The following is a 25,821-nucleotide window of genomic DNA, read 5'->3' as shown; positions in this document are numbered from 1 at the left end:
ACTCATGATTTTTACGGTCTGTTTGTTCACATAGTCTTTAAACGAAGCTTTTACCTGTGTTTCTACGTATAATTATACATGGTTCGATCAGAGGATATAACTGATGACCAGAGCCCTAAAATATTGATCAATTATTGATTAAAATATTAAATATATATTATTATGCGTATAGCTATCATTGGAACCAGGGGTATTCCGAACCATTACGGAGGTTTTGAACAGTGCGCTGAGTACCTGGCCGCAGGCTTAGTCAAAAAAGGTTATGAGGTAGTTGTTTATAACTCTCATAACCACCCATACCAGGAAAAAACCTGGAACTCTGTTGAGATATGCCATTGCTATGACCCGGAGTTCAAACTGGGAACGGCAGGACAATTCTTATACGACTATAATTGCATAAAAGATTTAAAGAAAAAGAAATTCGATATCATTCTTCAACTGGGGTATACCAGCAGTTCTGTTTGGGGTTGGCTTTTACCCAGGAATACCATAGTAACTACCAATATGGACGGATTGGAATGGAAAAGATCTAAATATTCCAAACCTGTTCAGTCATTTTTGAAATTTGCCGAAAAGCTGGCTGTACGCTATAGTGATCATTTAATAGCCGACTCGGTAGAGATACAAAGGTATCTGGAGCACAAGTACAACAAGAAATCAACCTATATAGCTTACGGCGCCGATATTTTTGACCAGCCCGATCCGGCGTTGCTTAGTGAATTTAAGCTGGAGCCATATCAGTATGATATGCTGATTGCCCGCATGGAGCCGGAAAATAATATCGAAACTATTTTAGATGGTGTGGTTAAAGCAGATACTAACCGCGAGTTTTTAGTAGTAGGTAGTACAGATAACGATTTTGGTACTTATTTAAGTGCAAAATTTGCTTATTATCCTAATATTAAGTTTTGTGGTGGCATATATAATATGAATAAACTCAATAATTTGAGATATTACTCCAATTTATACTTTCATGGCCATACCGTAGGTGGTACCAATCCTTCATTGTTGGAAGCCATGGCATCCAACAGCCTTATTTGCTCAAATGATAATAAATTTAACAGGGCTATCCTGGAAAACGACGCTTTGTATTTTAGTGATGCTGATGATGTTGTTTTTCACCTGCTTACGGGTAATAAAAACGAGAGCCGATATACCCAACTAATGGAGAATAACAAACAAAAAATAATGGAGCTTTACACTTGCGACAGGATCATAGATCAATATGCCGAACATTTTGAATCTATTCTGGCCGAACGCGGAAAAGCTTATCAACCCAAAACAGTTAATCCTGAAGTATCATTCCTTTTAGAAAATTTATAGATCAATGCGAATTAATAGATTAATAAGTTATTTACCGTTACTTTTTACGGTAAGCGCCCTTGCTATGCTTTTAGGTTCATGTTCATATAAGCAAAACCAGGCCTATTTTGAACAAAACTCCAAGTCTCAGGCCGCTCCGGTGAAAATGGACGATTATAAGATATCGGACTATAAGATTAAGGCCGGTGATATTTTACGGATAAGGAATTTGCAAAGCATTAAGTTGATCACGGATGAGGCCAGCACAACCAATACTACCGATCAGGCATCAGCAGGTGGCGGTTCACAGGCATTGGATTACCAGGTTGAAAGTGACGGCACTATTGCTTTACCCGTAATTGGAAGGGTAGAGGTAGTTGGTTTATCGAGATTGGAAACTTCAAAAAAACTGGATGACCTGTACAAGAAAAATGTACTTAAAAACCCCATTATGGAGGTGAAAGTGATCAATTTAAAGGCTACATTGGTAGGAGAGGTAAAAAGACCGGGTAATTATCCATTACTTAAAGACGAAACCACGCTCATGGAAATATTGGGCGAAGCCGGTGGACTGACCGAAAAAGGCAATGAAAAAAAGGTAAGAATAGTGAGGGGCGGAGGACTGCAAGCCAAGCAGATTATTGACGTTGATCTGGATGATGTAGCATCTTTAACAAATCCCGAAACGATTATTCAGAACCAGGATATCATTTATGTGGAACAAAACAGACGCGCAATACGTAATGATAAGTTACAAAACATTACAACCATTGCCCAACCGGCTTTGCTGTTGTTGAATACGGCTCTGATCATCCTTACATTAAGGAAATAGTTTAGCCCTACATCTTAAACCTGATTACTGTTTGCAGTACTTACAAAACATGATCCCCGGGTATATACCCGGGGATCTGTTGTTTTAAAATCTACTTAAATTAATTTTAAGCTTTAAGCGCAACTTTTTTCTTTCTCGTTTCCAGGTTAGGTAAAAATGCCGTAAGTATACCGATTAGTGGCAGATAAGCGCATACATGGAAAACATAGCTTATGCTAGTACTATCGGCCAGTTTACCCAATATGGCTGACCCCAACCCTCCCATACCAAATGCGAAGCCAAAAAATAAACCGGCTATCATCCCCACTTTACCTGGCATCAGTTCCTGGGCATAAACCAAAATGGCCGAGAATGCTGATGATATGATCACACCGATAATTACGGATAGGATGCTTGTCCAGAATAAATTGGCGTAAGGTAGCATCAGGGTAAACGGTGCTACTCCCAGTATCGAGATCCAGATGATGTATTTACGGCCGAAACGATCACCCAGTGGGCCACCTAAAAGGGTACCTGCTGCCACCGCTGCCAGGAATATAAACAAATAAAGCTGAGAGCTTTGCACGCCCAGATGGAATTTATCGATCAGGAAGAATGTATAATAGCTGGTGATGCTGGCCAGATAAAAGTATTTGGAAAAAATAAGTACAATAAGAATAGCCAGCGAAAAGCCAATACGCCTGGATGATAGCTTATGGTGTGCCACAGCTGTATGAGCTGATTTAGTTTTGGGTAAGGCAAATGCTTTATACCAGTTACCAATGTAAATTAAAATGATAATGGCTAATAAAGCGACCAGCGAAAACCACATTACGCTGCTTTGGCCAAACGGTACCACAATTAAGGCTGCCAGTAATGGCCCAAGCGCGCTGCCTGCATTACCGCCTAATTGAAAAATAGATTGTGCCAGCCCGCGTTTACCACCCGATGCCATGTGTGCAACCCTTGATGATTCCGGGTGAAATATGGAGGAGCCAACACCTATTAGTGCCACTGCCAGCAGTATAGAATAAAAACCCGGTGCAAATGCAAGGCATGCCAAACCGGTTAAAGTGAACGCCATACCCACAGGTAGCGAATAAGGTTTGGGTCTTTTATCGGTATACATCCCCACAAAAGGCTGGAGTAGCGAGGCCGATAGCTGGTAAGTTAGCGTCACCAGACCAATGTCACTAAAACTCAGATGATAGCTGGTTTTGATGAGTGGGTAAATAGATGGAATAACCGACTGCAGCATATCGTTGAGCAAATGCGACAGGCTTATGGTAAAAAGAATGGAGTAAACCGTTTTTTCGGCTATGGTTTTGGTTTGGTCCAAAGGTTCTGCTAAAGATTCATTCATCATATCATCTGATGTTATATAGTAAAAAAATTATCTCATGATTATTTGGGTGATACAATTCCACGCTTTTTTCTCATCGCGGTTTTTGATGCTTTCATAAAGTTCTTCGTGAAGCGTATCCTGGAATATGGTAGTATCGGGATATAGTTTCAAAAACCAGCCTTTGAGCTGGATGCAAAATGATTGGTACAGATCGGCCAGGATGGGGTTACGCGCCGCTTCCGCAATACTCATGTGGAACTCGATATCGGCATTGATACATTCCTCCATGGTTCCGCCGTAAGCCATAGCCGTACGTTTATCCAATTTTGCCTTGATGTTTTCCAAGTCTTTTTCGGTGCGGTTGGCGGCGGCTTTTTCGGCTATCTTCATTTCAAGCAACTGCCTCACCTCGTCAAGGTCATGTGCATCGGCACGTTTTAAACGCTGATGAAAGGGCTCGTTGATGCCGGCCGGAGCTTCTATAAAAGTACCCACGCCCTGCTGTACCCGCAGTAAACCTGAATTGGCCAGAATACGGATAGCCTCGCGTACGGATGACCGCCCGACGCCAAACTGCTTCATCAGTTCGGGTTCGATAGGCAGCTGTTCACCTGTTTTGTACTTTCCTTCGGCAATAGCTTTTCGCAATTGATCAGCAACTTCCTCGGCAAGTGATCTTTTATGTATAACGGTCATCATCATATCATCTGATGATAAAGGTAGAGTATATATTTAAAATAAGGAAATTTTGTTAAAAAAAAGAGTGAGCTGCGTCAGAATAAATGGATTAGAGATAGGTATAAATCACCTTATTTGGGTATAGTTTAGCTTTAAGTTTATGCGGCTTTTATACTAACTTTACGGCCGGCATTTTTACCCTATTGATAATTTAACGTTTTACCCGATATTTAAACACTTAAAACACTATATCAACCCACACCAACAAAAATGAAAAAAGTAATACTTGTAACCGGAGCATCATCTGGTTTAGGCTTAGCTACGGCCAACGCACTATCAGCTCAGGGACATACAGTATATGGCACCAGCCGCGATATAAACCGTATTAAAGATGTACCGTTTACTCCGCTGCAGCTTGATGTTACCGATGATGCATCTGTTAGCGCAGGGATTGAAAAAATTATCAAAGCCGAAGGGCGTATTGATGTGGTAGTGAATAACGCTGGTAATGGAATAGCTGCACCCCTATATACCGTGCGGGTTGAAGATGCCAAAAAGCAATTTGAGGTAAACTTTTTTGGGGTGGTGCGGGTAAACAGCGCTGTGCTGCCCGGTATGATCGAAAAGAAACAAGGTTTGGTTATCAACATCAGCTCATTGGCTGGCTTGTTTGGATTGCCTTACCAGGGACTGTACGCTGCTTCAAAATTTGCTATTGAAGGATACTCGCAAAGCTTGCGTATGGAACTGCAAAATACAGGCGTTAAAGTTGCAGTAGTAAATCCAGGCGATTTTAAAACCGATTTTACCGGCAGTCGTGAAAAGGTGCCTTTTACATTAGCTAACGAGCAACTGAAAAAAGAGTTTGAAGCAGCGGTAGCCAGTATGGAAAAAGACGAAAGCATTGGCGGCGAAGCCAGCAAAGTGGCTGACCAGGTTTGTAAAATTGTAGCCAAATCAAAACCGGCGCATAACTACCTGGTAGGGGCATTGGGGCAAACCATTGTACCTACGCTTAAAGCCATATTGCCGGGCTCGTTATTTGTAAAATTGATGAATGATCATTACGGAATAAAGTAAAGTTGATTGGTTGATTGAGTTGATTAAGTGAATGGTTAGTTACCGGCATCCAATTAACTCAATCAACCAATCACATAATCAACCAATCAACTTCATTGTGGAAGCAGTAAAAAACAATAAAAAAACCATCTGGGCCTGGGCCATGTTTGATTGGGCCAACCAGGCTTATAACATGGTGATCCTGTCAACTATATTCCCGGCATATTACGTGGCTATTACGCAGGATAACAATCCGGGTGGCATGGTTACCTTTTTTGGCCATAGGTATATTAATACGGTGCTATCAACTTATGTGCTGGGTTTGTCATATCTCATTATCGTATTCCTGTTGCCGATACTTACCTCCATTGCCGATTATAAGGGGCATAAAAAGCTATACATGCAGTTGTTTACCTGGATGGGGAGCCTGGCCTGTGCGGGTATGTTCTTTTTTACCATGCATACTTTTACGTTTAGCATGATTTGTTATGGTTTGGCATCTATAGGTTATTGTGGTGGATTTGTGTTTTATAATTCGTACCTGCCGCAAATAGCCACGCTCGATCAGCAGGACGCCGTGAGTGCAAAAGGTTTTATTTATGGCTTCGCCGGTAGCATTGTAGTACAGGTGCTTTGCTTCGTGTTTGTATTATCGCCCAAAACGTTTGGCATTACCGATGATGTGGCGGCACGTTTGTCGTTCCTGATTGTAGGTATCTGGTGGATAGGTTTTTCGTTCATTGCCTTTTATATGCTGCCTAAAGGACAGCCGAATTCAGGTTCGCATGAATATAATGTATTAACCGGCGGCTTTAAAGAGCTGGGCAAAGTTTGGCGAAAAGTAAAACAGCTGCCTTTATTAAAACGGTTTCTGCCTGCCTTTTTCTTTTATTCGGTAGGAGTGCAAACCATTTTACTGGTGGCCGCCAATTTCGGGGCCAAAGAACTCAAGATGCCTGAAGAAGACCTGATCGTTATTATTTTGTTGATACAAATAGTAGCGATCATCGGCGCTGCTATAACCGCGAAATTATCTGCTAAATACGGCAACACCAAGGTGCTGGCAGGCATAGTAGGTATCTGGTGCCTGATATGTGGTAGTGTTTATTTTGTGGCCAACGCGCACCAGTTTTATGCTGCCGCGGTAGTGGTGGGACTGGTTATGGGGGGCGTACAATCATTATCACGATCAACTTTTTCTAAATATATTCCAGCAAACATCCCTGATACGGCGTCTTATTTTAGCTTTTATGATGTTACCGAAAAGCTGTCTATCGTAGTAGGCCTGTTCGCATTCGGTTTTGTAGAATCTGTGACCCATGAAATGCGCGACTCGGCACTGATGCTCGACGGCTTTTTTGCCATGGGGTTGATCCTGCTGGTATCGCTGATCGTACTGGAGGGGAGGGTAAGATCGACGGAGTCTGTAGCGGTGTAGATGTTCTGAATCAGAATTTCCAGAATTAAATTTCCTTTAATTCTGTTAATTAAAAAATTCTGTAAATTCTGATTCAGACAAAATTACACATTCAAAAGACACATCATCGCCCAAAACTAAGTACATTTGCGGCTTGTTAATTGACTACCATGGCTAAAGTTTCTATCAACCTGGCAACGGGTTCCATACAAAAAGAAGATATTATTGTGGGTATCGATCTGGGTACCACCAATTCCTTAGTGGCGTTCATCAACCCCGATAAAAATCCGTTGGTTATCAATGATACTGGTAAAGGTGTGTTGGTGCCATCTGTAGTGCATTTTGGGCCAAGCGGCGATGTTTTGGTGGGTAATGAAGCCAAAGAGTTTCTGATCACCGATCCGCAGAATACCGTTTTCTCGGTAAAACGCCTGCTCGGCCGCAGTTATCATGATATTGAAAATTATAAGGATTTTTTCTCGTACAAGGTTATCGATGACGATACCGAAAGCCTGGTAAAAATTAAGGTTGGCGATAAATTTTATACACCGATAGAATTATCGGCCCTGATATTAAAAGAATTAAAAGCCCGCGCCGAACATGCGCTAAAGACACCGGTAAACCGTGCGGTGATCACCGTGCCGGCCTATTTTAACGATTCGCAGCGCCAGGCTACCCGTGATGCCGGTAAACTGGCCGGATTGGATGTATTGCGCATCGTGAACGAGCCAACAGCCGCGAGTCTGGCCTATGGTATCGGCTTAAATCCGGAGGAAACCAAAACCATTGCTGTATATGATTTAGGTGGTGGTACTTTTGATGTATCCATACTGCAAATACAGAATGGCATTTTTGAAGTGCTGGCTACCAATGGCGATACTTTTTTAGGAGGTGACGATTTTGACCGCCTGATTGTTGATTACTGGATAGAAAAGAACCAGCTGAACAAAGCCGATGTTGTTGCCAATAACGAGCTGGCGCAGCAGTTACGTTTAAAAGCCGAGGAAGCTAAAAAATCCTTTGCGCACCAAAGCCTGTTTAATGATAAAATAGGGGAGATTTGGTGCACGCTTGATCGTACTATGTTTGAGGAACTGATTGCGCCTAAAGTGCAGCAAACTATTACCGCCTGCCAGAATGCATTGAAAGATGCTAAACTAACCATCAAAGAGATAGATGAAGTGGTGATGGTTGGTGGATCTACCCGTACCGCGCTGGTTAAAAAAATGGTGGCCGAATTTTTTGGCCGCGAGGTGCATGCCGAATTGAATCCGGACGAAGTAGTAGCGCTTGGCGCCGCTATACAGGCCGATATTTTGGCCGGTAACCGTAAAGATATTTTATTGCTGGATGTTACCCCGCTGTCTTTAGGTATCGAAACCATGGGCGGCCTGATGGATGTGATCATCCCCCGTAACTCTAAAGTACCAACTAAAGGTGGTCGTCAATATACTACATCCATCGACGGGCAGGTGAATATGAAGATAGCCGTTTACCAGGGAGAGCGAGACCTGATCAAAGAGAACCGGAAACTGGCTGAGTTTAATCTCAAAGGTATCCCATCTATGCCAGCAGGCTTCCCGAAGGTAGATATCAACTTTTTACTGAATGCCGATGGCATACTCACCATACAGGCTATTGAACTGCGTTCGGGCGTAAAACAGGAGATCGAAGTAAAACCTACTTACGGCATTACCGATGAGCAGGTGGAGCAAATGTTGATGGACAGTATAACCCACGCTAAAGACGATGTGAGCCAGCGTATGTTGATAGAAGCCCGTACCGAGGGCGAGCAGATGCTATACACTGTGGAACGCTTTTTGCAAAAGAACGGCGATTACGTTACGGTTACAGAATCTGCCGAAACACACAAACACCTGGTGGCCCTGAGAGAATCGCTGACGTCTGGTGATAAGGACCTGATCCTGAAACGTATTGACGAGATCAATGAATTTACCCGGCCATTTGCCGAGCGCCTGATGGATCAGGCCATCAGCACCGCCATGAAGGGTAAGAGTATTGAATAATAGACATTTTATTAGAAGCAGGAATCAAGAAAGAAGCACGAAAAGTTGTTGCTTAATATCATGTCAGCATGTTTTCATGGGTTTCTTAATTCTTGGCTCTACATATACATCATAAATAAATTATATCAGTTTGAAGATAATTACCAGGGTATTCGTATTGTTAGCCATCGCGGCTGTTTGTTTAGCAGGCTCATTTGATAAAGCTCACGCGATAAATTCGTTGCGTTTATATAAAGACACCACGTTAAAAAGCGCCACCACGCTGGATACCCTGCAATATGATTCGCTGATGAAGCGGCTGGCCAACGGCGACCAAACCGGCAGATGGCCTGTGAAAAAAGCACCATATCCATTGCCTGGTGCTATTTTGCCTTTCAGCCGCATTGTGGCATACTATGGTAACATGTACTCCAAAAATATGGGTGTATTGGGCGAATACGCGCCAAAAGACATGCTGGCCAAGCTTAAAGGCGAGGTGAAAGTATGGGAAAAAGCCGATACCCTTACACCAGTGGTACCTGCGCTGCACTACATTTGTGTTACTGCTCAGGCCGATGCCGGCAGAAATGGTTTGCATAATTTACGGATGCCTTTCAGAGAGATTGATAAAGTGCTGGATATGGCCAAACAGATCAACGCTATCGTGTTCCTGGATATTCAGGTAGGCTTCAGTACGGTACAAACCGAATTGCCTTTGTTGGAGAAATATATGAAAATGCCAAACGTTCACCTGGGCATCGATCCGGAATTTTCCATGAAAGAGGGGAGTGTACCGGGCAAACGCATAGGTACTTTTGATGCTGATGATATTAACTATGTAACAGGCTATTTAAGTGGATTGGTGAAAAAGAACAATCTGCCACCCAAAATATTTGTGATACACCGCTTTACCAAACGCATGGTAACCAATTATAAGGATATAAAACTACGCAACGAAGTGCAGGTAGTTATGGACATGGATGGTTGGGGCGGACCTGATCTCAAGAAAGGTACCTACAAATATTTCATTTCACAGGAGCCCGTGCAGTTTACAGGTTTTAAGTTATTCTATAAAAACGATATCAAGAACGCACCTCACCGCATGCTTACCCCCAAAGAGGTTTTGAGTTTGAAGCCTGCGCCTATTTATATACAATACCAGTAGGGAATTATACCGAAAATGTCATCTCGAACGATAGTGAGAGATCTTTTGCGCGCGATGAAGTCGCTTGTAAAGATCTCTCCTCGTACCCCGTTCGGGATGACATTTTGTATGTCCTGATTCTTGACTCTTACTTCTTGTTTCTTCTCTTCTAAAACAGCATTTCCTGTGGTGGCGTTACGCCTTTTAAGCGCAGGTAAACAGTGGCTTGCCCGCGGTGATGGGTCTGATGTTCAAAGCCCTTATTTAGAACAATAAATTTGGAAAATTCCTTTCCACTCACCTTCATCGTTTCCTGTAGTTGTGCCGGTGTCATACCCTGTATAGTACTGATCGCGAAATCATAACTATCCATTACTGCTTTAATAGTTGCCGCTTTGGTGGGGCCAACTGTTTTTTCGAGGGATGTTTTTCCGAGTGGATTGGTTTTGCCGCTTACCCAGCAAGTGAAAAAATAGTTGTCATCAGCCAGGTGCAGCATTTGCCCGGCAAACGACCGCATTTCGGGGGTTGGTTTTAAGCCGTAACCATCATCGGGCATCGCATCCAGATAGGCTTTAGTGTAGTTTTTGGCGCGCTGCCATTCGGCAACTATTTGGTCGTTTGTAGCCTGCGCGTATACCGTTGTGCAGGCGAAAACCATTACCATAAAGGTAAACAGAAAGGTTAGCTTTTTCATCATTGAATAGTTTTAAGATTGGTTTATAATTGGTTTTACTAAGTTATTAAATTCCATTGTTATGTAGAATGTAGGGGGTATCTATTTTGTAATAGATACTGCTTGTCGGAGACCTGTGGGCAGAGTCCTCCTATACACTATGGTTCGACGATGATTATCCATAACACTCGTTGTTAAACCATACGAGATCAACCCGTGGCAGCAATAACAGTTATTATTTAGCGGTTGATATCAGATTTCAGCTTAACAAGCTCACCAAGTAACTTTGTACGTTCAACCAAATGCGCTTTGCCAAACTTTTCAGCAATTTTTACGATCGCGAAATTCAATGTTTCTATTTCTGTTGGTCGTTTGCGGTTAATATCCTGCAGGGTAGATATCAGCTGACCGTCCGAAGCTTTGCTAATAGCCAGTAAGTTGGTCATCACTTCATTGGGTTCCAGCAGTACACCGGTCTCTCGGGCTATCTGTACACATTCCATAACTACCTCACGGGCTATCGCCTGCGCCTGCTCATTCCGGTGATATATGCCATTATCAATATTTAACAATGGGCATACCGAATTGTAAACACTGTTGATGATTGCTTTTTTCCAGATCAGCTGTTGAATATTTTCTTCGGCACGAAACAAGAACTGTGGGGTGCTTAGTTCAGCAACAATATCATGAAGAGGAGTAGTATCGCCACTGATGCCACCGATAGGACACTCGAATGCAGGTTTAAAGCTCACCCGGCCATCCGTACCCACCTGACTGGTTACAAAAAGCACACACCGATAAACCCCGGGAAACTCGTGATCGGTAAATACCTGCTCCACGCCCAATCCGTTTTGCAGGATAACCAAAGGTGATGTGTTGATTTTAGATTTCAGTGCCGGGGCCAGATCGCCATTACCAAAAGATTTATTGGTTAAAACCACGATGCCATCCAGTTTATCATAATGGCTTAAAGTGGTTATTTCGATATCCGCTTCCAATGTACTTTGATCGGCAAGCACTACAGCTATTTTTTCAATAACGCTGCTGCCATCATCCACGCTTCCGCGGAGTATCACCACGTTTTTGCCTTGCAGTTTCAGAAAAACAGCTAAAGCTTTTCCGATAGCTCCGTTACCAACAATAAATATCGACTGATTCATAAGATAGAAATTTTCGCCAAAGTTAATCGGCTGACTTTATCTTTTGTCATAGATGGGTAAAAGAGGCCGATCGGAGTTGTATGCAACAAAATTTGCTTATATACGATTAAAAATGCAGCTTTAGGCCTTCTAAACTTTATCACATGAAACCACTGTATACTCGTTTTGCCCTTGTCATACTAATCCTGTTCGCCCAGAAGGCATCCGCACAAAATATGAATGCGAGAATGAATGCCGTTAATAATATGTGGAACAAGCAGTTTACTCAATCACAAATGCAAAACAGGATGAACATGGGTTTTTTGAGCGAGAAGGGAGGGGGTAGAAGTTACAATTTTGATTATGTTTATGTGATAACAATGGCTGATAGCTCAAAAAGGCAGGTATATTCTAAAATATATTTAGATACTACAAAGCATAAAACCTATGTTTTATTTTTAGACAGGAACCTCCCCAAAAATGATCCCAATAAAATCAAAAAAATATACTCTGATGAAACCCTGAGCCTCGAACGTAATCTTGCCGAAGGTGAGGTTGAAGATAAATGGTATAAAGGAATGGCAAAAGATAGCTGTTGGATGTTCAAAGTAATTTCTGGGCCTATTAATGCTTATTCGCTTTTAAGTGAAGAGGATAACACTAAATTTATGCCCGAAACATTGGTCGGTATACAAAAAGGAGATGGACCTATATTGAAGGTATCTGCTGAAAATTTAATGCCCATGGTTGAGCAAAACGCTGATGCTTTTGAATACGCTAAAACAAAAAACTATTACGAAGCCATTAAAAAATACAACCAGGATATTAAAGAGAATAGAAAAAAGTAGCCATATCGCCGATCTGCGCCTCCATTAGCCATAGGCAGAAAAGGAAAAAAAAATCCCCGTTTCCGGGGATTCAAGTTTTATAATTTGTTGATGGCGTCTTGTTCTTTCAGCGCCTGAATGTTGTTGTTATCGCTAAAATTACTGGTTTGCTGGGCAAAGTCTTCCAGGATACTGGTGATATTGTCCAGGTTGTCGGCTACGCGCTGATGCATATCCGGAAGGTCCTTTTCCAGTCTTTTGTCGCCAAGCTCTATATTGTCTACTTCAATTTTGGCCAGCTTGGTAATAATGGCCTGCTGACTATTCTTCAAGTCTTCCAATTCATGGACAATTTTCTCCATCAGTTCAAACTTCTTTAACTTATCCATACTGTTGTGTTTTTTAATTTAAAGTATATCTCATTAACCCCGGGAAATAAAAATTGTTTGGAATTTGGATTATTGATATATAACTAATAGTTTAGTTTAACTAAATAATTAGTTATATGAAAAACCTTATATTATTCTTTCTCCTTGTTTTTTGTTGTTCGGCAGGTGTAGAGGCCCAGCAGCAACCGGCTGTAAACGATTCCCTATTACTTGATTATTATCAGAACCAGCGCTTTGCCGAAGCTGCGGATTATCTTAAAAAAACATATCCAGAACCAGTGAGCAATATCCGGGTATTGGGCAAACTGGCTTATACATCGCAAATGGCCGGTCGGCTGCCCGATGCGGAGGGGTATTATCAACGTATTTACGATGCTGACTCAACCAATACCATGGCCTTATTTAGCCTGGGCACTGTTAACCTGCGCCGGGGTAATAATTTGAAAGCCGAAACTTATTATAAATTGATAGCCCGAAAGGACAGTAGCAATTTTATAGTGTACAAACAATTGGGTAAAATAGCGGGTGATAAATCTGATTTTGGTAGCATGATCTATTACTTACAAAAAGCTAATAAATTGAATCCTGCCGAGCCAGATGTAGCATCCGATTTGAGCGATCTTTATGTAAACCTGAAACAGTACCCTGTGGCCGAAAAAGTATTGAATGGAGCCATTGCTAAGGATCCTGACAATATGATTTTGTTGCAAAGTCTGCTCAAACTGGTTTCATCGCAGGACAAATTCGAGGAAACTAAAACCACTTGTTTAAAACTGATAGATCTAGGCAATCGTTCCGGGTATGTATTAACCAAGCTTGGAGTGGCTTACTACAATCTCAAAAACTATACTTGCAGTGTGGAAACCTTTGCCGACCTCAATATGATGGAACAAACAGAAACCAGCTTTTACGTAGCCGCCCTGGCCTACAAAGCGCTTAAAGATCAACCCAAAGCCATTCAAAATCTGGATAATGCCATTAAAGAGGGCATCTCATCCAACATTGGCGATTATTATGCTGAAATGGCCGACAGTTACGAGGTGCGCAAAAAATACCAAAAGGCGGTTTGGGCGTATCAAAAAGCTATGCAATTTTCAGAGAAACCGATCCTCTATTACCTGTTGGCATCAGTTTATGATACCGGGCTGAGAAACAAACAAATGGCTTCAAAATATTATAAGAAATACACCAACAGCAAGCCACCCGAAAAACAGCAGAAATATGTAGCTTATTCCAAATCGCGGCTGGACGAACTGGCCCGTTAGCGCTGCATGAGCCTGGCTACATACTTGCCAATGATATCAAACTCCAGGTTAACTACTGATCCTTCGCGTACATTGTGCAGGTTGGTATGCTCAAAAGTATAGGGGATAATAGCCACTGAAAAACTATTGACTTTGGAGTTAACTACGGTTAAACTGATGCCGTTGACACATACAGATCCTTTTTCGACGGTGACATTACCGGTAGAGGAATCGTACTCAAAAGTGTACTCCCAGCTTCCATCGAGCTCCTTGAAGGCGGTGCAAACAGCAGTCTGATCAACATGACCCTGAACAATGTGTCCATCAAGCCGAGCATTCATTTGCATACAGCGTTCCAGGTTTACAGGTTCGCCAACTTTCAGATGACCCAGGCTGCTTTTGTTCAGCGTTTCTTCAATGGCGGTAACCACGTGCAAGCCATCGGCCAGCGCTACTACTGTTAAGCAAACCCCGTTATGCGCCACCGATTGGTCGATCTTTAATTCGTGCGAAATAGCTGATTCAATAGTGATATGTAAGTTGCCCTGATCTTGCTGCAGATCGGTCACTTTACCCAAAGTTTCTATAATTCCTGTAAACATATGCCCCCCAACCCCCTAAAGGGGGAGTTTTTGATTGGTGTCAAAGCTAAAAAATATTATAGATGTTTTTTGTCAGCGGAAAATGAAAAAACGATAAGCATCTTCGTTTGTCATCCTGATAAACGAAGGATCTATTAATGAATTATGCGTATTGAGTAATAGATGCTTCACTCCATTCAGCATGACAAAATCAAATAATCCTCTCAATCCTCTAATCTGGTTAATCAAGGTTCAGACAAATTATTTAAAACTGGTAAACAAATCTACTCTTTTATTTCGCAGATCCTTACCACCTTCGATCACCGATTTCAGATTGGTGAGATAAAAAGTCCACCCAAGCTGACATTGTACATACAGATTTTTTGCCGGGTCATCTTCCAGGGGGATATTTTCCTGGGTAAGTTCGATGAGGGTAAGGCCGTATTTGTTCTGGATATCAATGGTTACTACGCTGCCACCGGTAAAGGTGAATTTGAGCAGATCGGCGCCATTGTTTTCCAGTACCTGGCCGTTCTCTACGGTGTCGTCGTCAAAACCATGCCAGTACCAGGAATAGGTATCTTCTTTGCTGATGAATTCGTTTTTTTCGCGCTGTCGACCAACTATGGTATAAAAATCAGCCTGGCGTAAAAACCAGCTTTCGAGTCCGGCAGGAGTGGCCCAGGCCTCATAAATATGACGGACGTTGGTGTTAAAATCGGCAGTTAGTTTAAAGCTTGTCCAGGGGTTATCGGTCATATACGGTAGCATTGTTTGTTATAAAAATAATCATAATACCTTACCCTTTTATTAACTTGCTTTTAAATATTAACCATGGGTAAACAAAGCGCAGGAATACTACTATACCGGAAAACCGAAGGTAATTTGGAGGCTTTTTTGGTGCATCCGGGCGGGCCGTTCTTTAAAAATAAGGACAACGGCAGTTGGTCGGTACCCAAGGGGGAGTTTTTGGATGACGAAGACCCCTTGGAGGCTGCCAAACGGGAGTTTGAGGAAGAAACGGGGCAGGCGATTATCGGTGAATTCATCAGTCTTAGCCCAATTACACAAAAAGGTGGCAAAAAAGTATATGTGTGGGCCGTAGAAGGCGACATAGATCATTTGGCCATCAGAAGCAATCACTTTGAAATAGAGTGGCCACCGCGCTGTGGCAAGCAACAATCGTTCCCCGAGGTGGACAGAGCCGCATGGTTTGATATCGATACAGCCAAGGTGAAGATAAATCCGGCGCAGACAGCACTAATAGATGAGTTGAGCAAGGCACAATAGCAGGCATCACCAAATGTGGGGATATTGGTCAAACTAATTTCACCTTTTGCCGTTCTGCTGTTACTTTTATAGGCAATTACATAACTTAGTAAAATGAAGTTTTTTAAATATCTACCCATAGCATTTTTATTGATCGCGATTGTATCGTGCAAACCCAAACCCAAGTCGACGGCTGTCCCTGTAGTGGGTTTTGTGGATGCCTTTGAAGATGCCACTATAGCACAGGCTCGCACCGGTTTTACAGATGCCTTAAAGAAAGAAGGTTTTAGCGAGGCTAAAAAAACAGTACAGATAGAATACAGCAATGCGCAAGGCAATATCCCTACGCTAACCCAGATCGTAAACCATTTTGTTTCTGAAAATGTTGATCTGCTGGCTACCTGTACCACTTTATCGACAGTTACCGCGATTCAAAAAACCAAAGCCATACCCATTTTTGCTATGGTATCGCCGGTGCCCGAACGTATGAAAGTACTTGATGGCAGTGGCAAAGCCCCAGCCAATCTTTTTGGTGCGGTAGAGGACCTGAATTATATAGATACCTCATTCGCCATCATCCCTAAATTACTAAAACCCAAAGGAGCAAAGCTGGTGATCGGGATGATCTATAATCAATCGGAACCACAATCTACCGATGCGCTGAACCGTATCAAATCACTGGCCGAAAAGCAAAATGTAACCATTGTTGCCTTACCCTTAAATTCTTCTGCAGATGCTCAATTAGTTACACAATCACTGTTGAATAAGAATATTGATGCCTTTTTTGCCAACCCAGACAATACTGTTTTCGCTGCTTTTGAGACCATTTTGAAAAGCTGCAACCAAAAAAATGTGCCCATATTTACCAGCGAGGCCGGTTTAGTACAACGCGGTGCGGTAGCTGCTTTTGGTGCCGATATTTATCAATGGGGTTACCAGGCGGGCGAACAGGCTGCTTACTTCCTGAAAAATCATAAAACTGATGGCCTGGCGCCGCAGATGGTGAAGATCAGGAAACGGGTGTATAATCCTGCCGCTGCCAAAAAATATAACATTACTGTACCCTCAGATTTTGAGGCTGTTAAATAAATGGATTTTTATCTCACCACGGTAACACTGGGATTTTGCTACGCGGCTTTGGCGCTGGGTATTTTTATCTCTATGAAGATATTTAATATCCCGGACATTACTACCGATGGCAGTTATACGCTGGGTGGCGCTGTTACGGCTGTGATGCTTACACACCACCAGTCGCCATATATTATTTTGCCGGCGGTGATCATTGCCGGCGGGATAGCTGGTGCATTAACAGGCCTGATCCATACCAAGCTTAAAATAAACGCTTTGCTGGCCGGTATTTTGGTTATGACTGCCCTGTATTCGGTAAATCTCACTATTATGGGTCGCTCCAATATACCTTTGAGTAACCTGGTTTCGCTGTTTTCGTCGATACAGATAGTGACGGATGCTAACCAGAATACCTTTTGGATATTATTGGTATTTGTTATTCTGATCACTTTTTTGATCGGTTACTTGCTCAAAACAGATTTTGGCATAGCCATGCGGGCAACAGGCAACAGCGAGTCTATGATCAGGGCACTGGGGGTTAATACCGACCGGATGAAGATCACCGGTTTGGCCTTAGCCAACGCTCTAACAGCCCTGAGCGGCTACTTTTTTGTACAATCGCAGGACTTTGCCGATATCAATATGGGTATAGGTATTGTGATCGTTGGCCTGGGCTCGGTTATTATTGCCGAGTCAATCATTAATTGGTTACGGATTACCAGTGTTTGGCTCAGTTTAATTTTGGTGTTGGCCGGGGCCGTGGTATTTCAACTGGTGCTGGCGGTTACCCTGGCCATCGGCGTCGATCCGAATATGCTCAAAATAGTTACCGCTGTTTTCGTATTGTTGATAGTTAGTTTACCCCGTTTATCATCACTCCGATCATCATGATAACGATAAACGATATACATAAGACTTTTAATAAAGGTAAGGCCAACCAGGTTAACGCTGTTAATGGAATCACACTAACCATTGCAGAAGGAGAATTCCTGGTGATCGTAGGCTCTAACGGGTCTGGTAAAACCACTTTGCTTAACCTCGTAGCCGGGAGCGTATTCCCGGATGCAGGTAGCATCAGCATTGATGAAAACAATGTAAGTAAACTACCTGATTACCGCCGTAGCCAATGGATCGCGCGTGTTTTCCAGAACCCGGTGAGTGGTACGGCATCTGATCTGAGTATTCTGGATAATTTTAGGCTGGCTGCTATACGCACAAAAGCCAAAGGTTTATCTGTCGGTATCAACAATAAGTTCAAGCAGGAGGTTAAAGAAAAAATAGCCTCGCTGGGCATGGGCCTGGAAAATAAAGTAGAGCAATCCATGGGGACACTATCGGGAGGCCAGCGCCAGGCTTTAACCTTGCTGATGAGTGTGATGGATAGCTGCAAGGTACTGTTACTGGACGAGCCTACTGCTGCGCTTGATCCTCGATCGGCAGAGGTTGTGATGCGTACGGCTGATAAACTGATCGCAGATTTTAAACTGACTGCCATACTGATCACCCATAATCTTAAAGACGCCTACAATTATGGCACACGGATCATACAAATGAGCGAAGGGCTGGTATTGCGCGATCTGAACAACAAACAAAAGTCAGATTTAAAGCAAAATGACCTTTTCGACTGGTTCGGCTAAAAAAATGGCAAAGTAATTGTATAGTGTTGTGCACTATGAAGACTAATAACTTTGAACCCATACTCGACGCTTACCAGTTAGTGAGCGGCGCCAAGATAAAAGGAAAAAAACAAGACGAAATATTTGAACTGGGCGTATACGATGCTTTAAAAAGAGGATACACCTTGTATCCTTTGGAGCATGGCGTAAAATATGATGATTTCAGCGTGATCATTTCCGAAAAGGAATTAAAGAACAATTTTTTGATCGAAGGTGTTAAAGCTGCTATAGCTGCTTAAGCTCTTTAAATTTGGAGACGCAAATATGCGTCTCCACGTTTTCTTTTTTATGTAGAGACGCATATTTGCGTCTCCCTTACGGTATTCGCCCTCCATTTTGCAATTCCAATCAATAAGCGTAAATTTGTAAAAAAATAAATGATGCTGTTTAATAATTCGTTCTGCTTTAAAAATATGATGTGGCCTATGGTGGCCCGGCAGAAGGGTTGTGCATCAATGATACTCTTCTCCAGTCCGTTTTAGAAAAATATCATCACCACGGACAGAATTTATTACATCATTATTTATTCAATTATGCTTGCCAAAAGTGAGCTTTTGCAATTTTAAAATTTATGAACACTTACTATACTATCGAGGAGAAGTATCTGCAGGCCATCGATAAAATATCATATGGGAAAACGCCCAAAGCCCTTAAATTACTGAACGAGATAATCAGCAACGACCCATTATATGCACGTGCCCATCACCAGTTGGGGATGATATATTATTACGAGATTAAGGATTACCAAACAGCAGGTTACCATTTTAAAACCTGCATGGAGCTGGAACCAGCCTTCCCGGATAACTATATCCATTATCTTGATCTGTTGGTTTTTCTGAACATGGAAAAACAGGTGAGCGTTATCTCAACCAAAGCCCTAAATACACAGGGGGCCGACACGGCAGGCATCTATGATTTGCTGGGTTTATTCTATGAAAAGAATAAGCAATGGGCAAAGGCACTGGACGCTTATCAGAAAGCTTTCATGGAAGTAACCGAAAATAAGGAAAAGTCGGATATTGAACTGAGTATAAAACGCGTACAGTCAAAAATGAAACAAACGTTGGCTTATACTTATCAGATAACGGAGTAAAGAGCCTCACCTATCCTCTCCAAAGGAGAGCACTTTAAGAAAGCTAAAACAACAAAAGCCAGGGCATGCCCTCGCTTTTGTTGTTTTAGCCTTTAGCCTTTAGCCTTTAGCCTTTAGCCTTTAGCCTTTAGCCTTTAGCCTTTAGCCTTTAGTCTTTAGCCTTTAGCTCTTTTTGTTAGTCGCCCGTACGGTTTTTACCTGGGCGGCGGTAATAGCTGGGGCTTTGTTGCCGAAGCTGTTACGTACAAAAGTGAGTACATCGGCAATTTCCTGGTCTTTCAGGAAATCGTGCGAAGCCATACTGTTGGAGTAGGTTTCGCCATTGATCTCTACATCTTCGTTAAAGCCATTCAGCACAATTTTGATGAGCCTGGTTTTATCGCCCAAAACATAAGTTGTTTTTACCAGCGGCGGGTTCATGTGCGGCACACCCAGGGCATCAGCCTGGTGGCATGATACACAATACTGGGTAAATACTTTTTGACCTGCATCTATGGAGGCTTTTAAGCCGCCTGTAGTACGTTTTACGGGCGGCTTGGCCTTATGTTTGGTTTGAGCCTGCAAACCTGTTACGGCGAATAATAGGGATGCGAATAGGATTAGCGGGGCTTTTTTAAAGTCCATTATTTTTTATAAGTTATTTTGTAAATAGTTCCCTGGTTATCATCAGTTACATAAAGCGAGCCATCGGGGCCTTGGGCTAACCCGCATGGGCGGTGTTCTGCACGACCAGATGCTGTTTGTGCGGCGGTACCTGCAAAGCCATCGGCAAATACTTCCCACTCGCCGCTTGGCTTGCCATCTTTAAACGGCTGAAATACGACAAAGTAGCCTGCCTGTGGTTCGGGGGCCCGGTTCCAGGAACCATGAAAAGCGATGAAAGCGCCATTCTTATATTTCTCCGGAAATTGGTTGCCGGTATAAAATAATAAGCCGTTAGGCGCAAGGTGACCCGGGAAAGCTGCAATCGGATCAATAGCATCCTGGCCGCCTTCTTTTTTGCCATCACCGCCATACTCGGGCATTAATATCTTTTTATGCTGTTCCTGATCATAATACATATAAGGCCAGCCGGCGTTATCTCCTTTTTTAAGGGCATACATACATTCGGCAGGTAATACGGCCGATTGCTGGGTAGTAAACATATCCGGGAAAAGATCATGCAACTGATCGCGGCCATGCTGCATTACATATAATTGGTTGTTTTGCTGGTTCCAGTCGAAACCTACCACATTACGAAGGCCTGTAGCGTAACGTACGCCGTCGCCATAATGCTGGTTAAGCTTGTCGGCTTTAAACTGCCATATACCGCCTGCAGAATCTAAAATAGGGCATCCTTTTTGGCCGGGTGACCCTTTTTTGCGGTCATCTACCTGGCAGGCGTTGGAGTACGCGCCGATGTTTACGTACAGATTGCCATCATTATCAAGGGTAATGGCTTTGGCTTCATGCTCACGGCGGTTCAGCAAGCCGGTCACAATTTTCTCGGGTTGGTCAGAGTTGATCACTTCGTTTTGAGCGTTCAGTTTATAACGGAAGACTTCTTCATCAGATGAGGCGTACAAATATCCGTTTTTAACATAAACACCGGTACCTCCAAAGGTTCCAAAACCGGTTTTTACGGTAGCTTTATCGCCTTCCTGGTGTAAAAACAAAATGCCTTTACCGTTTTTTGCGCGATTAAGTTTTACATAAATATCGCCCTGTGGGGTTACCGCAATTTCACGGGTGCCACCCAATTTATCGGCAACAATAGCCGCGTTAAAACCTTCTGGTAATTTCAATCCGGCTCCTCCATCAGTAATTGGGGTGGTAGTCGTGACGGAATCTTTGCTGTTATTGGCGGGTTCGCCGCTTTTACAGGCATTAAATAATATGAACCCCACTATTGCCGCAACAGGCAGCAATACGGAAAGTGATTTTCTGTTCTTCATGGCTTTGATTAATGGTTATCAAATTAAATAAATATACGGGGAATATAGAAATCTGTTTTGTTTAATATCATGACAAAATCAGCCGATTTTGGAGTAAGGAACAAAGAGCAAGGACTTCCGATCCTTACTTCTTGTTCCAAAAATAGTTGCTCTGTTAAACCATTTCCATTAGCTATCGTCCTAACTGTATAAAATTTAACAATTATGAAGAAGCTTATCATATTATCAGCAATAGCAGCAAGCGGATTATTTTATACTAAAGCCGCCGATGCGCAAGTATCCATCCATCTGGGTATTAATATCCCGGTGCGCCACGTTTATGTACCCGCTCCTCAACCTGTTGTTGTGCAAGATGAGCCTGTTTATGACGACGATAACATACCTGCAAGTTATGATGATGACTACTATTATCTGCCCGAGGTTGAAGCCTATTATTCCGTACCAAGGCATTGTTATTACTATAACGATGGCAGTTCATGGGTAACCGCAGCTTATTTGCCAGGTGCTTACCGTAACTATAACTGGCGCACTGCTGTAAGATATGAGGTACGTGCTCCAAGACCATACATGCATCATGATTTTTACAGGTCAAGGTGGGGTGGTTATGCCGGTGGTCGTGCCAATTGGGGCCGTCGTTTTGATAATCGCTACAACGGTGGTTATGCATACTCAAGCCGCGATAACCGCGGATGGGGCCGTGGGGATTATGGTCGGGGTAATTGGGGTGGTAATGATAACCGGGGATGGAACAGAGGTAACCAGGACCGTGGCAACTGGGGCAACAGGGATAACAACAATGATAACCGTAACCGTGGTAATTGGGGTGGTCAACGTTCTGAAAACCGAGGCGACGGAGGTAACCGTGGAGGGAACTGGGGGCAACGCTTTGCCGAAAACAGAGGTTATGGACGTCACTAAAATAGCCAGTTTATAGATTTAATATCCCGATATATATATTAATAAAAGGATCACCTGTTACAGGTGATCCTTTTTGTTTGGGGGGTAGCAAGATAAAAGAACTACCAGAAATAACTCGATTTAGCATTTATTTGTGCCTATAGCTAACTTATCAGGCCAAAGGCTCTTTTGTGTTATTATTTATGTTATATATTTGGATAAACAACACTAAAAAATTTGAAGAAGAAATTATCTATCGTTGATATTGCCAACAGCCTGAACATATCTAAAACCACTGTATCCTTTATTTTAAATGGCAGGGCACGCGAAAAACGGATAAGCGAAGAACTGGTTGAACGTGTTTTAAAATATGTAAAGGAAGTTGGCTATAAACCAAACTCACTGGCCAAAAGCCTGCGCACCGGCAAATCAAATATTATAGGTTTATTGGTGCAGGATATATCCAATAACTTTTTTGCTACTATAGCCCGCCAAATTGAGGATAGGGCATACAAAAACGGGTATAAAATTATTTACAGCAGTACCGATAACGATACCCAAAAAACCCAGGAACTGATAGCTATGTTTCGCGACAGGCATGTTGATGGATATATCATTGTTCCGCCTGAGGGTATTGAGGAGGATATTAGCAGTCTGATTAAGGATGGACTACCTGTGGTGTTGTTTGACAGGTACCTGCCTGGGGTAGAAACTGATTATGTAGTAGTTGATAATTTGTTCAGTACCTACAATGCAACAAGGTACCTTATTGATAAGGGGTATAAAAATATTGCTTTTATCAGTTTTAATAATCAGCAAACGCAGATGGCCGACAGGTTGAATGGCTATAAAAAAGCCATTACCCAAAGTAACCTTAAAACCAATATCAAAGAAGTTGATTTTTACCAGGATGAAAAACTGATGACCGAGCCGATACAGGCTTTTCTGAATGAACATCAGGAAATCGACGCGATATTATTTGGTAATAATCATTTGGGAACCTGCGGACTTAAAGTGCTGCGGAATTTGGATAAAAAGATACCGGAAGACGTTGCCCTGATATGTTTTGATGATTATGAAGTTTTTGAACTTTGTAACCCTCCTGTAACGGCGATAGCGCAACCTATTGATGCCATTGCCGATAAGGTGATCACATTGTTGCTCAACAGGCTCAATACTTCGGTAGAGAACGGTGTAAAGCAACAAGTGATACTAACAACCGATCTGAGAGTCAGAAAATCTACTAAATAATGCACATCCTCAATCAGATCAAAGCTGCTATTTAATTATTGATGATGAAGAAGATATCGCTGTTTTTATTACTCCTTGGTGCTGGCTTAGGTATCTATGCGCAGGGTGTTACCTTGCAGGTTGGCAACCCGGTATCAGAAAAGTTTTCTGTTGAAAGGTTACAGCGTATTGATCATCTGATAGAAAGTAATATCGACTCTGGGTACATTAACGGAGCGGTTGCCCTTATTGCCCGCAATGGTAAAATTGTATACAATAAGTCATTCGGTATTGCCGATGTGGAGCAAAAAAAACTGATGGAAAATGATAATATATTCCGTATAGCTTCGCAAACCAAGGCCATTACCAGTGTCGCGGTCATGATGTTGTTTGAGGAAGGGAAGTTTTTACTGGATGAACCTATCTCTAAGTATATTCCTGCTTTCGCGCACCCTAAAGTGATTGATTTGTATAACGAAAAGGATACTACTTACACCACCGTTCCAGCCAAACGGGAAATAACCATCCGCGATCTGCTTACACATACCTCGGGTATCGAATACGCGCAGATCGGTTCTCCAAGAATGAATGCCATTTATGCCAAATCAAAAATACCCGGAGGATTTGTGGCCGATAAAATACGTTTGGCCGACGCCATGGACAGATTAGGCAAATTGCCATTAACCCATCAGCCTGGTGAAAAGTGGACCTACGGATTAAATATAGATGTACTGGGGTACCTGGTTGAAAAAGTTTCGGGCAAAACCCTGGATCAGTTTTTTAAGGAACGCATATTTGATCCGCTGGGCATGAAAGATACTTATTTTTATATACCAGCTGCTAAGCAAAACAGGTTAGTAGCCGTTTATACACCCGATAAACAAGGACATCTTGTAAAGTGGAGCGCTTCCACACTTCCAGGGATAGATTTTGATTATCCAAAGACAGCAGGTACATATTTTTCTGGAGGTGCCGGTTTAAGCTCGACTATTAAGGATTATGCTATTTTTTTACAAATGATGCTGAATGGAGGCGTCTACAACGGTCAGCGTTTACTTGCCCGGCATACGGTTGAAATGATGACCGAAAACCAGATAGGCGATCTGTATATCAACCCGGATAAAGACAAATTTGGTTTAGGCTTTGGTATTACTACCCCAACAAGTTCGGCCAAATTAGGTGTAAGTCCGGGCTCATTTGCATGGGGCGGATTTTACGGTACTTTGTATTGGGTAGATCCGAAAGAACATTTGGTTTGTCTGCTCTTTATACAGAACTGGCCATTGCCGCATAATGCTATACAGGATAAATTTCGCGCACTGGTTTACCAGGCTTTAGTCGATTGATTTTTTACAAAATACCTTTTAAAACTTCCCAAACATTATTGGCGGCTATTTTTGCCCCCTGTGGGGTAGGGTGGATACCATCCGCCTGGTTTAACGTCGGTATACCAGCTACGCCTTGTAAAAAGAAGGGCACCAGTTGGGTATGATTTTTAGTTGCCAGATCGGGGAAAACAGCTTTAAATTTGCTGGCATAATCGGCACCCATATTAGGCGGAACCTGCATGCCTAACAATACGATCTTTACCTCCGGATACTTAGCTTTTACCTTGTCAATAATGCTCTGTAGATTTTTATGGGTTTCATTTACAGGGATACCGCGCAGGCCATCATTTGCACCAAGTTCCAGTATAAAAACATCCACCTTTTGTTTCAGCAGCCAGTCTAAACGCGCGTTGCCGCCTGCCGTAGTCTCGCCGCTTAAACCCGCGTTAACTACTTTATAGGGTAGTTTCAGCGAATCGATCTTATCCTTGATCACCCCCGGGAAAGCCTCAGATGGATCGTCCAATCCATAACCGGCGGTCAAGCTGTCGCCAAAAAACAAAACGGTTTTTGATGCAGCCGCGGCATCAGGCTGTGCTGCTGTACTGCTTTTTGTACTTTCGTCGGCAGTAGGTTTTTTATTTTGATCACACGCAGCAAAAATCAGCGCGGTAAGTAACAGGAACGTTAATTTGAATTTGTACATGG

The 25,821-nt window shown here is 42.6% G+C and carries 27 protein-coding genes; 17 read left to right on the top strand and 10 right to left on the bottom strand.

Annotated elements, in window-relative coordinates; translation table 11 throughout:
- The first annotated feature begins 162 nt into the window (after positions 1-162).
- Both FHW89_RS10820 and FHW89_RS10815 read left to right on the top strand, forming a co-directional pair.
- A complete protein-coding gene (locus FHW89_RS10820) occupies positions 163-1,323 on the top strand; it encodes a DUF1972 domain-containing protein (protein WP_172335054.1) in 1,161 nt (386 codons plus the stop codon).
- Between the two features lie 4 nt (positions 1,324-1,327).
- Positions 1,328-2,134 carry a polysaccharide biosynthesis/export family protein gene (locus FHW89_RS10815; protein WP_172335053.1) on the top strand — a complete coding sequence of 269 codons (807 nt, stop codon included), beginning with the start codon at positions 1,328-1,330 and terminating at the stop codon, positions 2,132-2,134.
- Positions 2,135-2,240: 106 nt separating this feature from the next.
- Here FHW89_RS10815 and FHW89_RS10810 read toward each other — a convergent pair whose 3' ends face one another.
- Together FHW89_RS10810 and FHW89_RS10805 are read right to left on the bottom strand one after the other, a co-directional pair.
- Positions 2,241-3,479 carry an MFS transporter gene (locus FHW89_RS10810; protein ID WP_172335052.1) on the bottom strand — a complete coding sequence of 413 codons (1,239 nt, stop codon included), beginning with the start codon at positions 3,477-3,479 and terminating at the stop codon, positions 2,241-2,243.
- A 27-nt stretch (positions 3,480-3,506) separates the two neighbouring features.
- A complete protein-coding gene (locus FHW89_RS10805) occupies positions 3,507-4,160 on the bottom strand; it encodes a FadR/GntR family transcriptional regulator (protein ID WP_172335051.1) in 654 nt (217 codons plus the stop codon).
- Positions 4,161-4,406: 246 nt separating this feature from the next.
- Between FHW89_RS10805 and FHW89_RS10800 the strand changes: the two genes are divergently transcribed.
- The 4 genes from FHW89_RS10800 (at position 4,407) to FHW89_RS10785 (ending at position 9,783) form a co-directional block, all read left to right on the top strand.
- On the top strand, positions 4,407-5,216 hold the full coding sequence (locus FHW89_RS10800) for an SDR family oxidoreductase (protein WP_172335050.1): 810 nt from the start codon (positions 4,407-4,409) through the stop codon (positions 5,214-5,216).
- Between the two features lie 97 nt (positions 5,217-5,313).
- Positions 5,314-6,633, top strand: a complete 1,320-nt coding sequence (locus FHW89_RS10795; RefSeq protein ID WP_371742442.1) for an MFS transporter — start codon at positions 5,314-5,316, stop codon at positions 6,631-6,633.
- Between the two features lie 149 nt (positions 6,634-6,782).
- A complete protein-coding gene (gene hscA / locus FHW89_RS10790) occupies positions 6,783-8,639 on the top strand; it encodes a Fe-S protein assembly chaperone HscA (protein WP_172335048.1) in 1,857 nt (618 codons plus the stop codon).
- 130 nt (positions 8,640-8,769) lie between these two features.
- Positions 8,770-9,783 carry a hypothetical protein gene (locus tag FHW89_RS10785; protein ID WP_216650538.1) on the top strand — a complete coding sequence of 338 codons (1,014 nt, stop codon included), beginning with the start codon at positions 8,770-8,772 and terminating at the stop codon, positions 9,781-9,783.
- Positions 9,784-9,931: 148 nt separating this feature from the next.
- Here the strand turns inward: FHW89_RS10785 and FHW89_RS10780 are convergent, their stop codons facing one another.
- Both FHW89_RS10780 and FHW89_RS10775 read right to left on the bottom strand, forming a co-directional pair.
- On the bottom strand, positions 9,932-10,462 hold the full coding sequence (locus tag FHW89_RS10780) for a DinB family protein (RefSeq protein WP_253952216.1): 531 nt from the start codon (positions 10,460-10,462) through the stop codon (positions 9,932-9,934).
- A gap of 215 nt (positions 10,463-10,677) precedes the next feature.
- Positions 10,678-11,598, bottom strand: a complete 921-nt coding sequence (locus FHW89_RS10775; protein ID WP_172335047.1) for a ketopantoate reductase family protein — start codon at positions 11,596-11,598, stop codon at positions 10,678-10,680.
- A gap of 143 nt (positions 11,599-11,741) precedes the next feature.
- Between FHW89_RS10775 and FHW89_RS10770 the strand changes: the two genes are divergently transcribed.
- Positions 11,742-12,425 carry a hypothetical protein gene (locus FHW89_RS10770; RefSeq protein ID WP_172335046.1) on the top strand — a complete coding sequence of 228 codons (684 nt, stop codon included), beginning with the start codon at positions 11,742-11,744 and terminating at the stop codon, positions 12,423-12,425.
- Positions 12,426-12,502: 77 nt separating this feature from the next.
- Here FHW89_RS10770 and FHW89_RS10765 read toward each other — a convergent pair whose 3' ends face one another.
- Positions 12,503-12,793, bottom strand: a complete 291-nt coding sequence (locus tag FHW89_RS10765) for a hypothetical protein (RefSeq protein WP_172335045.1) — start codon at positions 12,791-12,793, stop codon at positions 12,503-12,505.
- A gap of 116 nt (positions 12,794-12,909) precedes the next feature.
- Here FHW89_RS10765 and FHW89_RS10760 point away from each other — a divergent pair, with 116 nt between their 5' ends.
- Positions 12,910-14,058 (top strand): tetratricopeptide repeat protein, encoded by a 1,149-nt coding sequence (locus FHW89_RS10760; protein ID WP_172335044.1) that lies wholly within the window; start codon positions 12,910-12,912, stop codon positions 14,056-14,058.
- Here FHW89_RS10760 and FHW89_RS10755 read toward each other — a convergent pair.
- The gene (locus FHW89_RS10755) at positions 14,055-14,639 is read right to left on the bottom strand and encodes a riboflavin synthase (protein WP_172335043.1); all 585 of its coding nucleotides are present in this window, start codon (positions 14,637-14,639) and stop codon (positions 14,055-14,057) included. The two genes, FHW89_RS10760 and FHW89_RS10755, sit on opposite strands and share 4 nt — an antisense overlap.
- Before the next feature lie 240 nt (positions 14,640-14,879).
- Positions 14,880-15,377 (bottom strand): SRPBCC domain-containing protein, encoded by a 498-nt coding sequence (locus FHW89_RS10750; RefSeq protein WP_172335042.1) that lies wholly within the window; start codon positions 15,375-15,377, stop codon positions 14,880-14,882.
- 75 nt (positions 15,378-15,452) lie between these two features.
- Here FHW89_RS10750 and FHW89_RS10745 point away from each other — a divergent pair, with 75 nt between their 5' ends.
- The 6 genes from FHW89_RS10745 (at position 15,453) to FHW89_RS10720 (ending at position 19,724) form a co-directional block, all read left to right on the top strand.
- Positions 15,453-15,908, top strand: a complete 456-nt coding sequence (locus tag FHW89_RS10745; RefSeq protein WP_172335041.1) for an NUDIX domain-containing protein — start codon at positions 15,453-15,455, stop codon at positions 15,906-15,908.
- A gap of 93 nt (positions 15,909-16,001) precedes the next feature.
- Positions 16,002-16,976, top strand: coding sequence for an ABC transporter substrate-binding protein (locus tag FHW89_RS10740; RefSeq protein ID WP_172335040.1), 975 nt, complete (start codon positions 16,002-16,004; stop codon positions 16,974-16,976).
- Positions 16,977-17,846: an ABC transporter permease gene (locus FHW89_RS10735; protein WP_172335039.1), complete on the top strand. Its 870-nt coding sequence runs from the start codon at positions 16,977-16,979 to the stop codon at positions 17,844-17,846.
- Positions 17,843-18,592 carry an ABC transporter ATP-binding protein gene (locus FHW89_RS10730; protein ID WP_172335038.1) on the top strand — a complete coding sequence of 250 codons (750 nt, stop codon included), beginning with the start codon at positions 17,843-17,845 and terminating at the stop codon, positions 18,590-18,592. Before FHW89_RS10735 ends, FHW89_RS10730 begins: the two co-directional genes overlap by 4 nt.
- A 35-nt stretch (positions 18,593-18,627) precedes the next feature.
- On the top strand, positions 18,628-18,870 hold the full coding sequence (locus tag FHW89_RS10725) for a hypothetical protein (RefSeq protein ID WP_172335037.1): 243 nt from the start codon (positions 18,628-18,630) through the stop codon (positions 18,868-18,870).
- 332 nt (positions 18,871-19,202) lie between these two features.
- Positions 19,203-19,724, top strand: a complete 522-nt coding sequence (locus FHW89_RS10720; RefSeq protein WP_172335036.1) for a M48 family metallopeptidase — start codon at positions 19,203-19,205, stop codon at positions 19,722-19,724.
- A gap of 162 nt (positions 19,725-19,886) precedes the next feature.
- Here FHW89_RS10720 and FHW89_RS10715 read toward each other — a convergent pair whose 3' ends face one another.
- Both FHW89_RS10715 and FHW89_RS10710 read right to left on the bottom strand, forming a co-directional pair.
- Positions 19,887-20,348: a cytochrome c gene (locus tag FHW89_RS10715; RefSeq protein ID WP_172335035.1), complete on the bottom strand. Its 462-nt coding sequence runs from the start codon at positions 20,346-20,348 to the stop codon at positions 19,887-19,889.
- The gene (locus FHW89_RS10710; protein WP_172335034.1) at positions 20,348-21,658 is read right to left on the bottom strand and encodes a sorbosone dehydrogenase family protein; all 1,311 of its coding nucleotides are present in this window, start codon (positions 21,656-21,658) and stop codon (positions 20,348-20,350) included. The genes FHW89_RS10715 and FHW89_RS10710 overlap by 1 nt, the downstream gene beginning before the upstream one ends.
- 204 nt (positions 21,659-21,862) lie before the next feature.
- Between FHW89_RS10710 and FHW89_RS10705 the strand changes: the two genes are divergently transcribed.
- From FHW89_RS10705 to FHW89_RS10695, 3 genes are all read left to right on the top strand, one after another.
- Positions 21,863-22,576, top strand: coding sequence for a hypothetical protein (locus FHW89_RS10705; RefSeq protein WP_172335033.1), 714 nt, complete (start codon positions 21,863-21,865; stop codon positions 22,574-22,576).
- 216 nt (positions 22,577-22,792) lie between these two features.
- On the top strand, positions 22,793-23,806 hold the full coding sequence (locus tag FHW89_RS10700) for a LacI family DNA-binding transcriptional regulator (protein WP_172335032.1): 1,014 nt from the start codon (positions 22,793-22,795) through the stop codon (positions 23,804-23,806).
- A 41-nt stretch (positions 23,807-23,847) separates the two neighbouring features.
- Positions 23,848-25,131: a serine hydrolase gene (locus FHW89_RS10695; protein ID WP_216650537.1), complete on the top strand. Its 1,284-nt coding sequence runs from the start codon at positions 23,848-23,850 to the stop codon at positions 25,129-25,131.
- A 4-nt stretch (positions 25,132-25,135) separates the two neighbouring features.
- Here the strand turns inward: FHW89_RS10695 and FHW89_RS10690 are convergent, their stop codons facing one another.
- Positions 25,136-25,819 carry an arylesterase gene (locus tag FHW89_RS10690; RefSeq protein WP_172335031.1) on the bottom strand — a complete coding sequence of 228 codons (684 nt, stop codon included), beginning with the start codon at positions 25,817-25,819 and terminating at the stop codon, positions 25,136-25,138.
- Positions 25,820-25,821: the final 2 nt, after the last annotated feature.

It is taken from the genome of Mucilaginibacter sp. SG564, assembly GCF_013149275.1.
Lineage (GTDB): Bacteria > Bacteroidota > Bacteroidia > Sphingobacteriales > Sphingobacteriaceae > Mucilaginibacter.
Note: the sequence above shows the minus strand (reverse complement) of the source record. Positions and strands in the feature narration are given on the sequence as shown.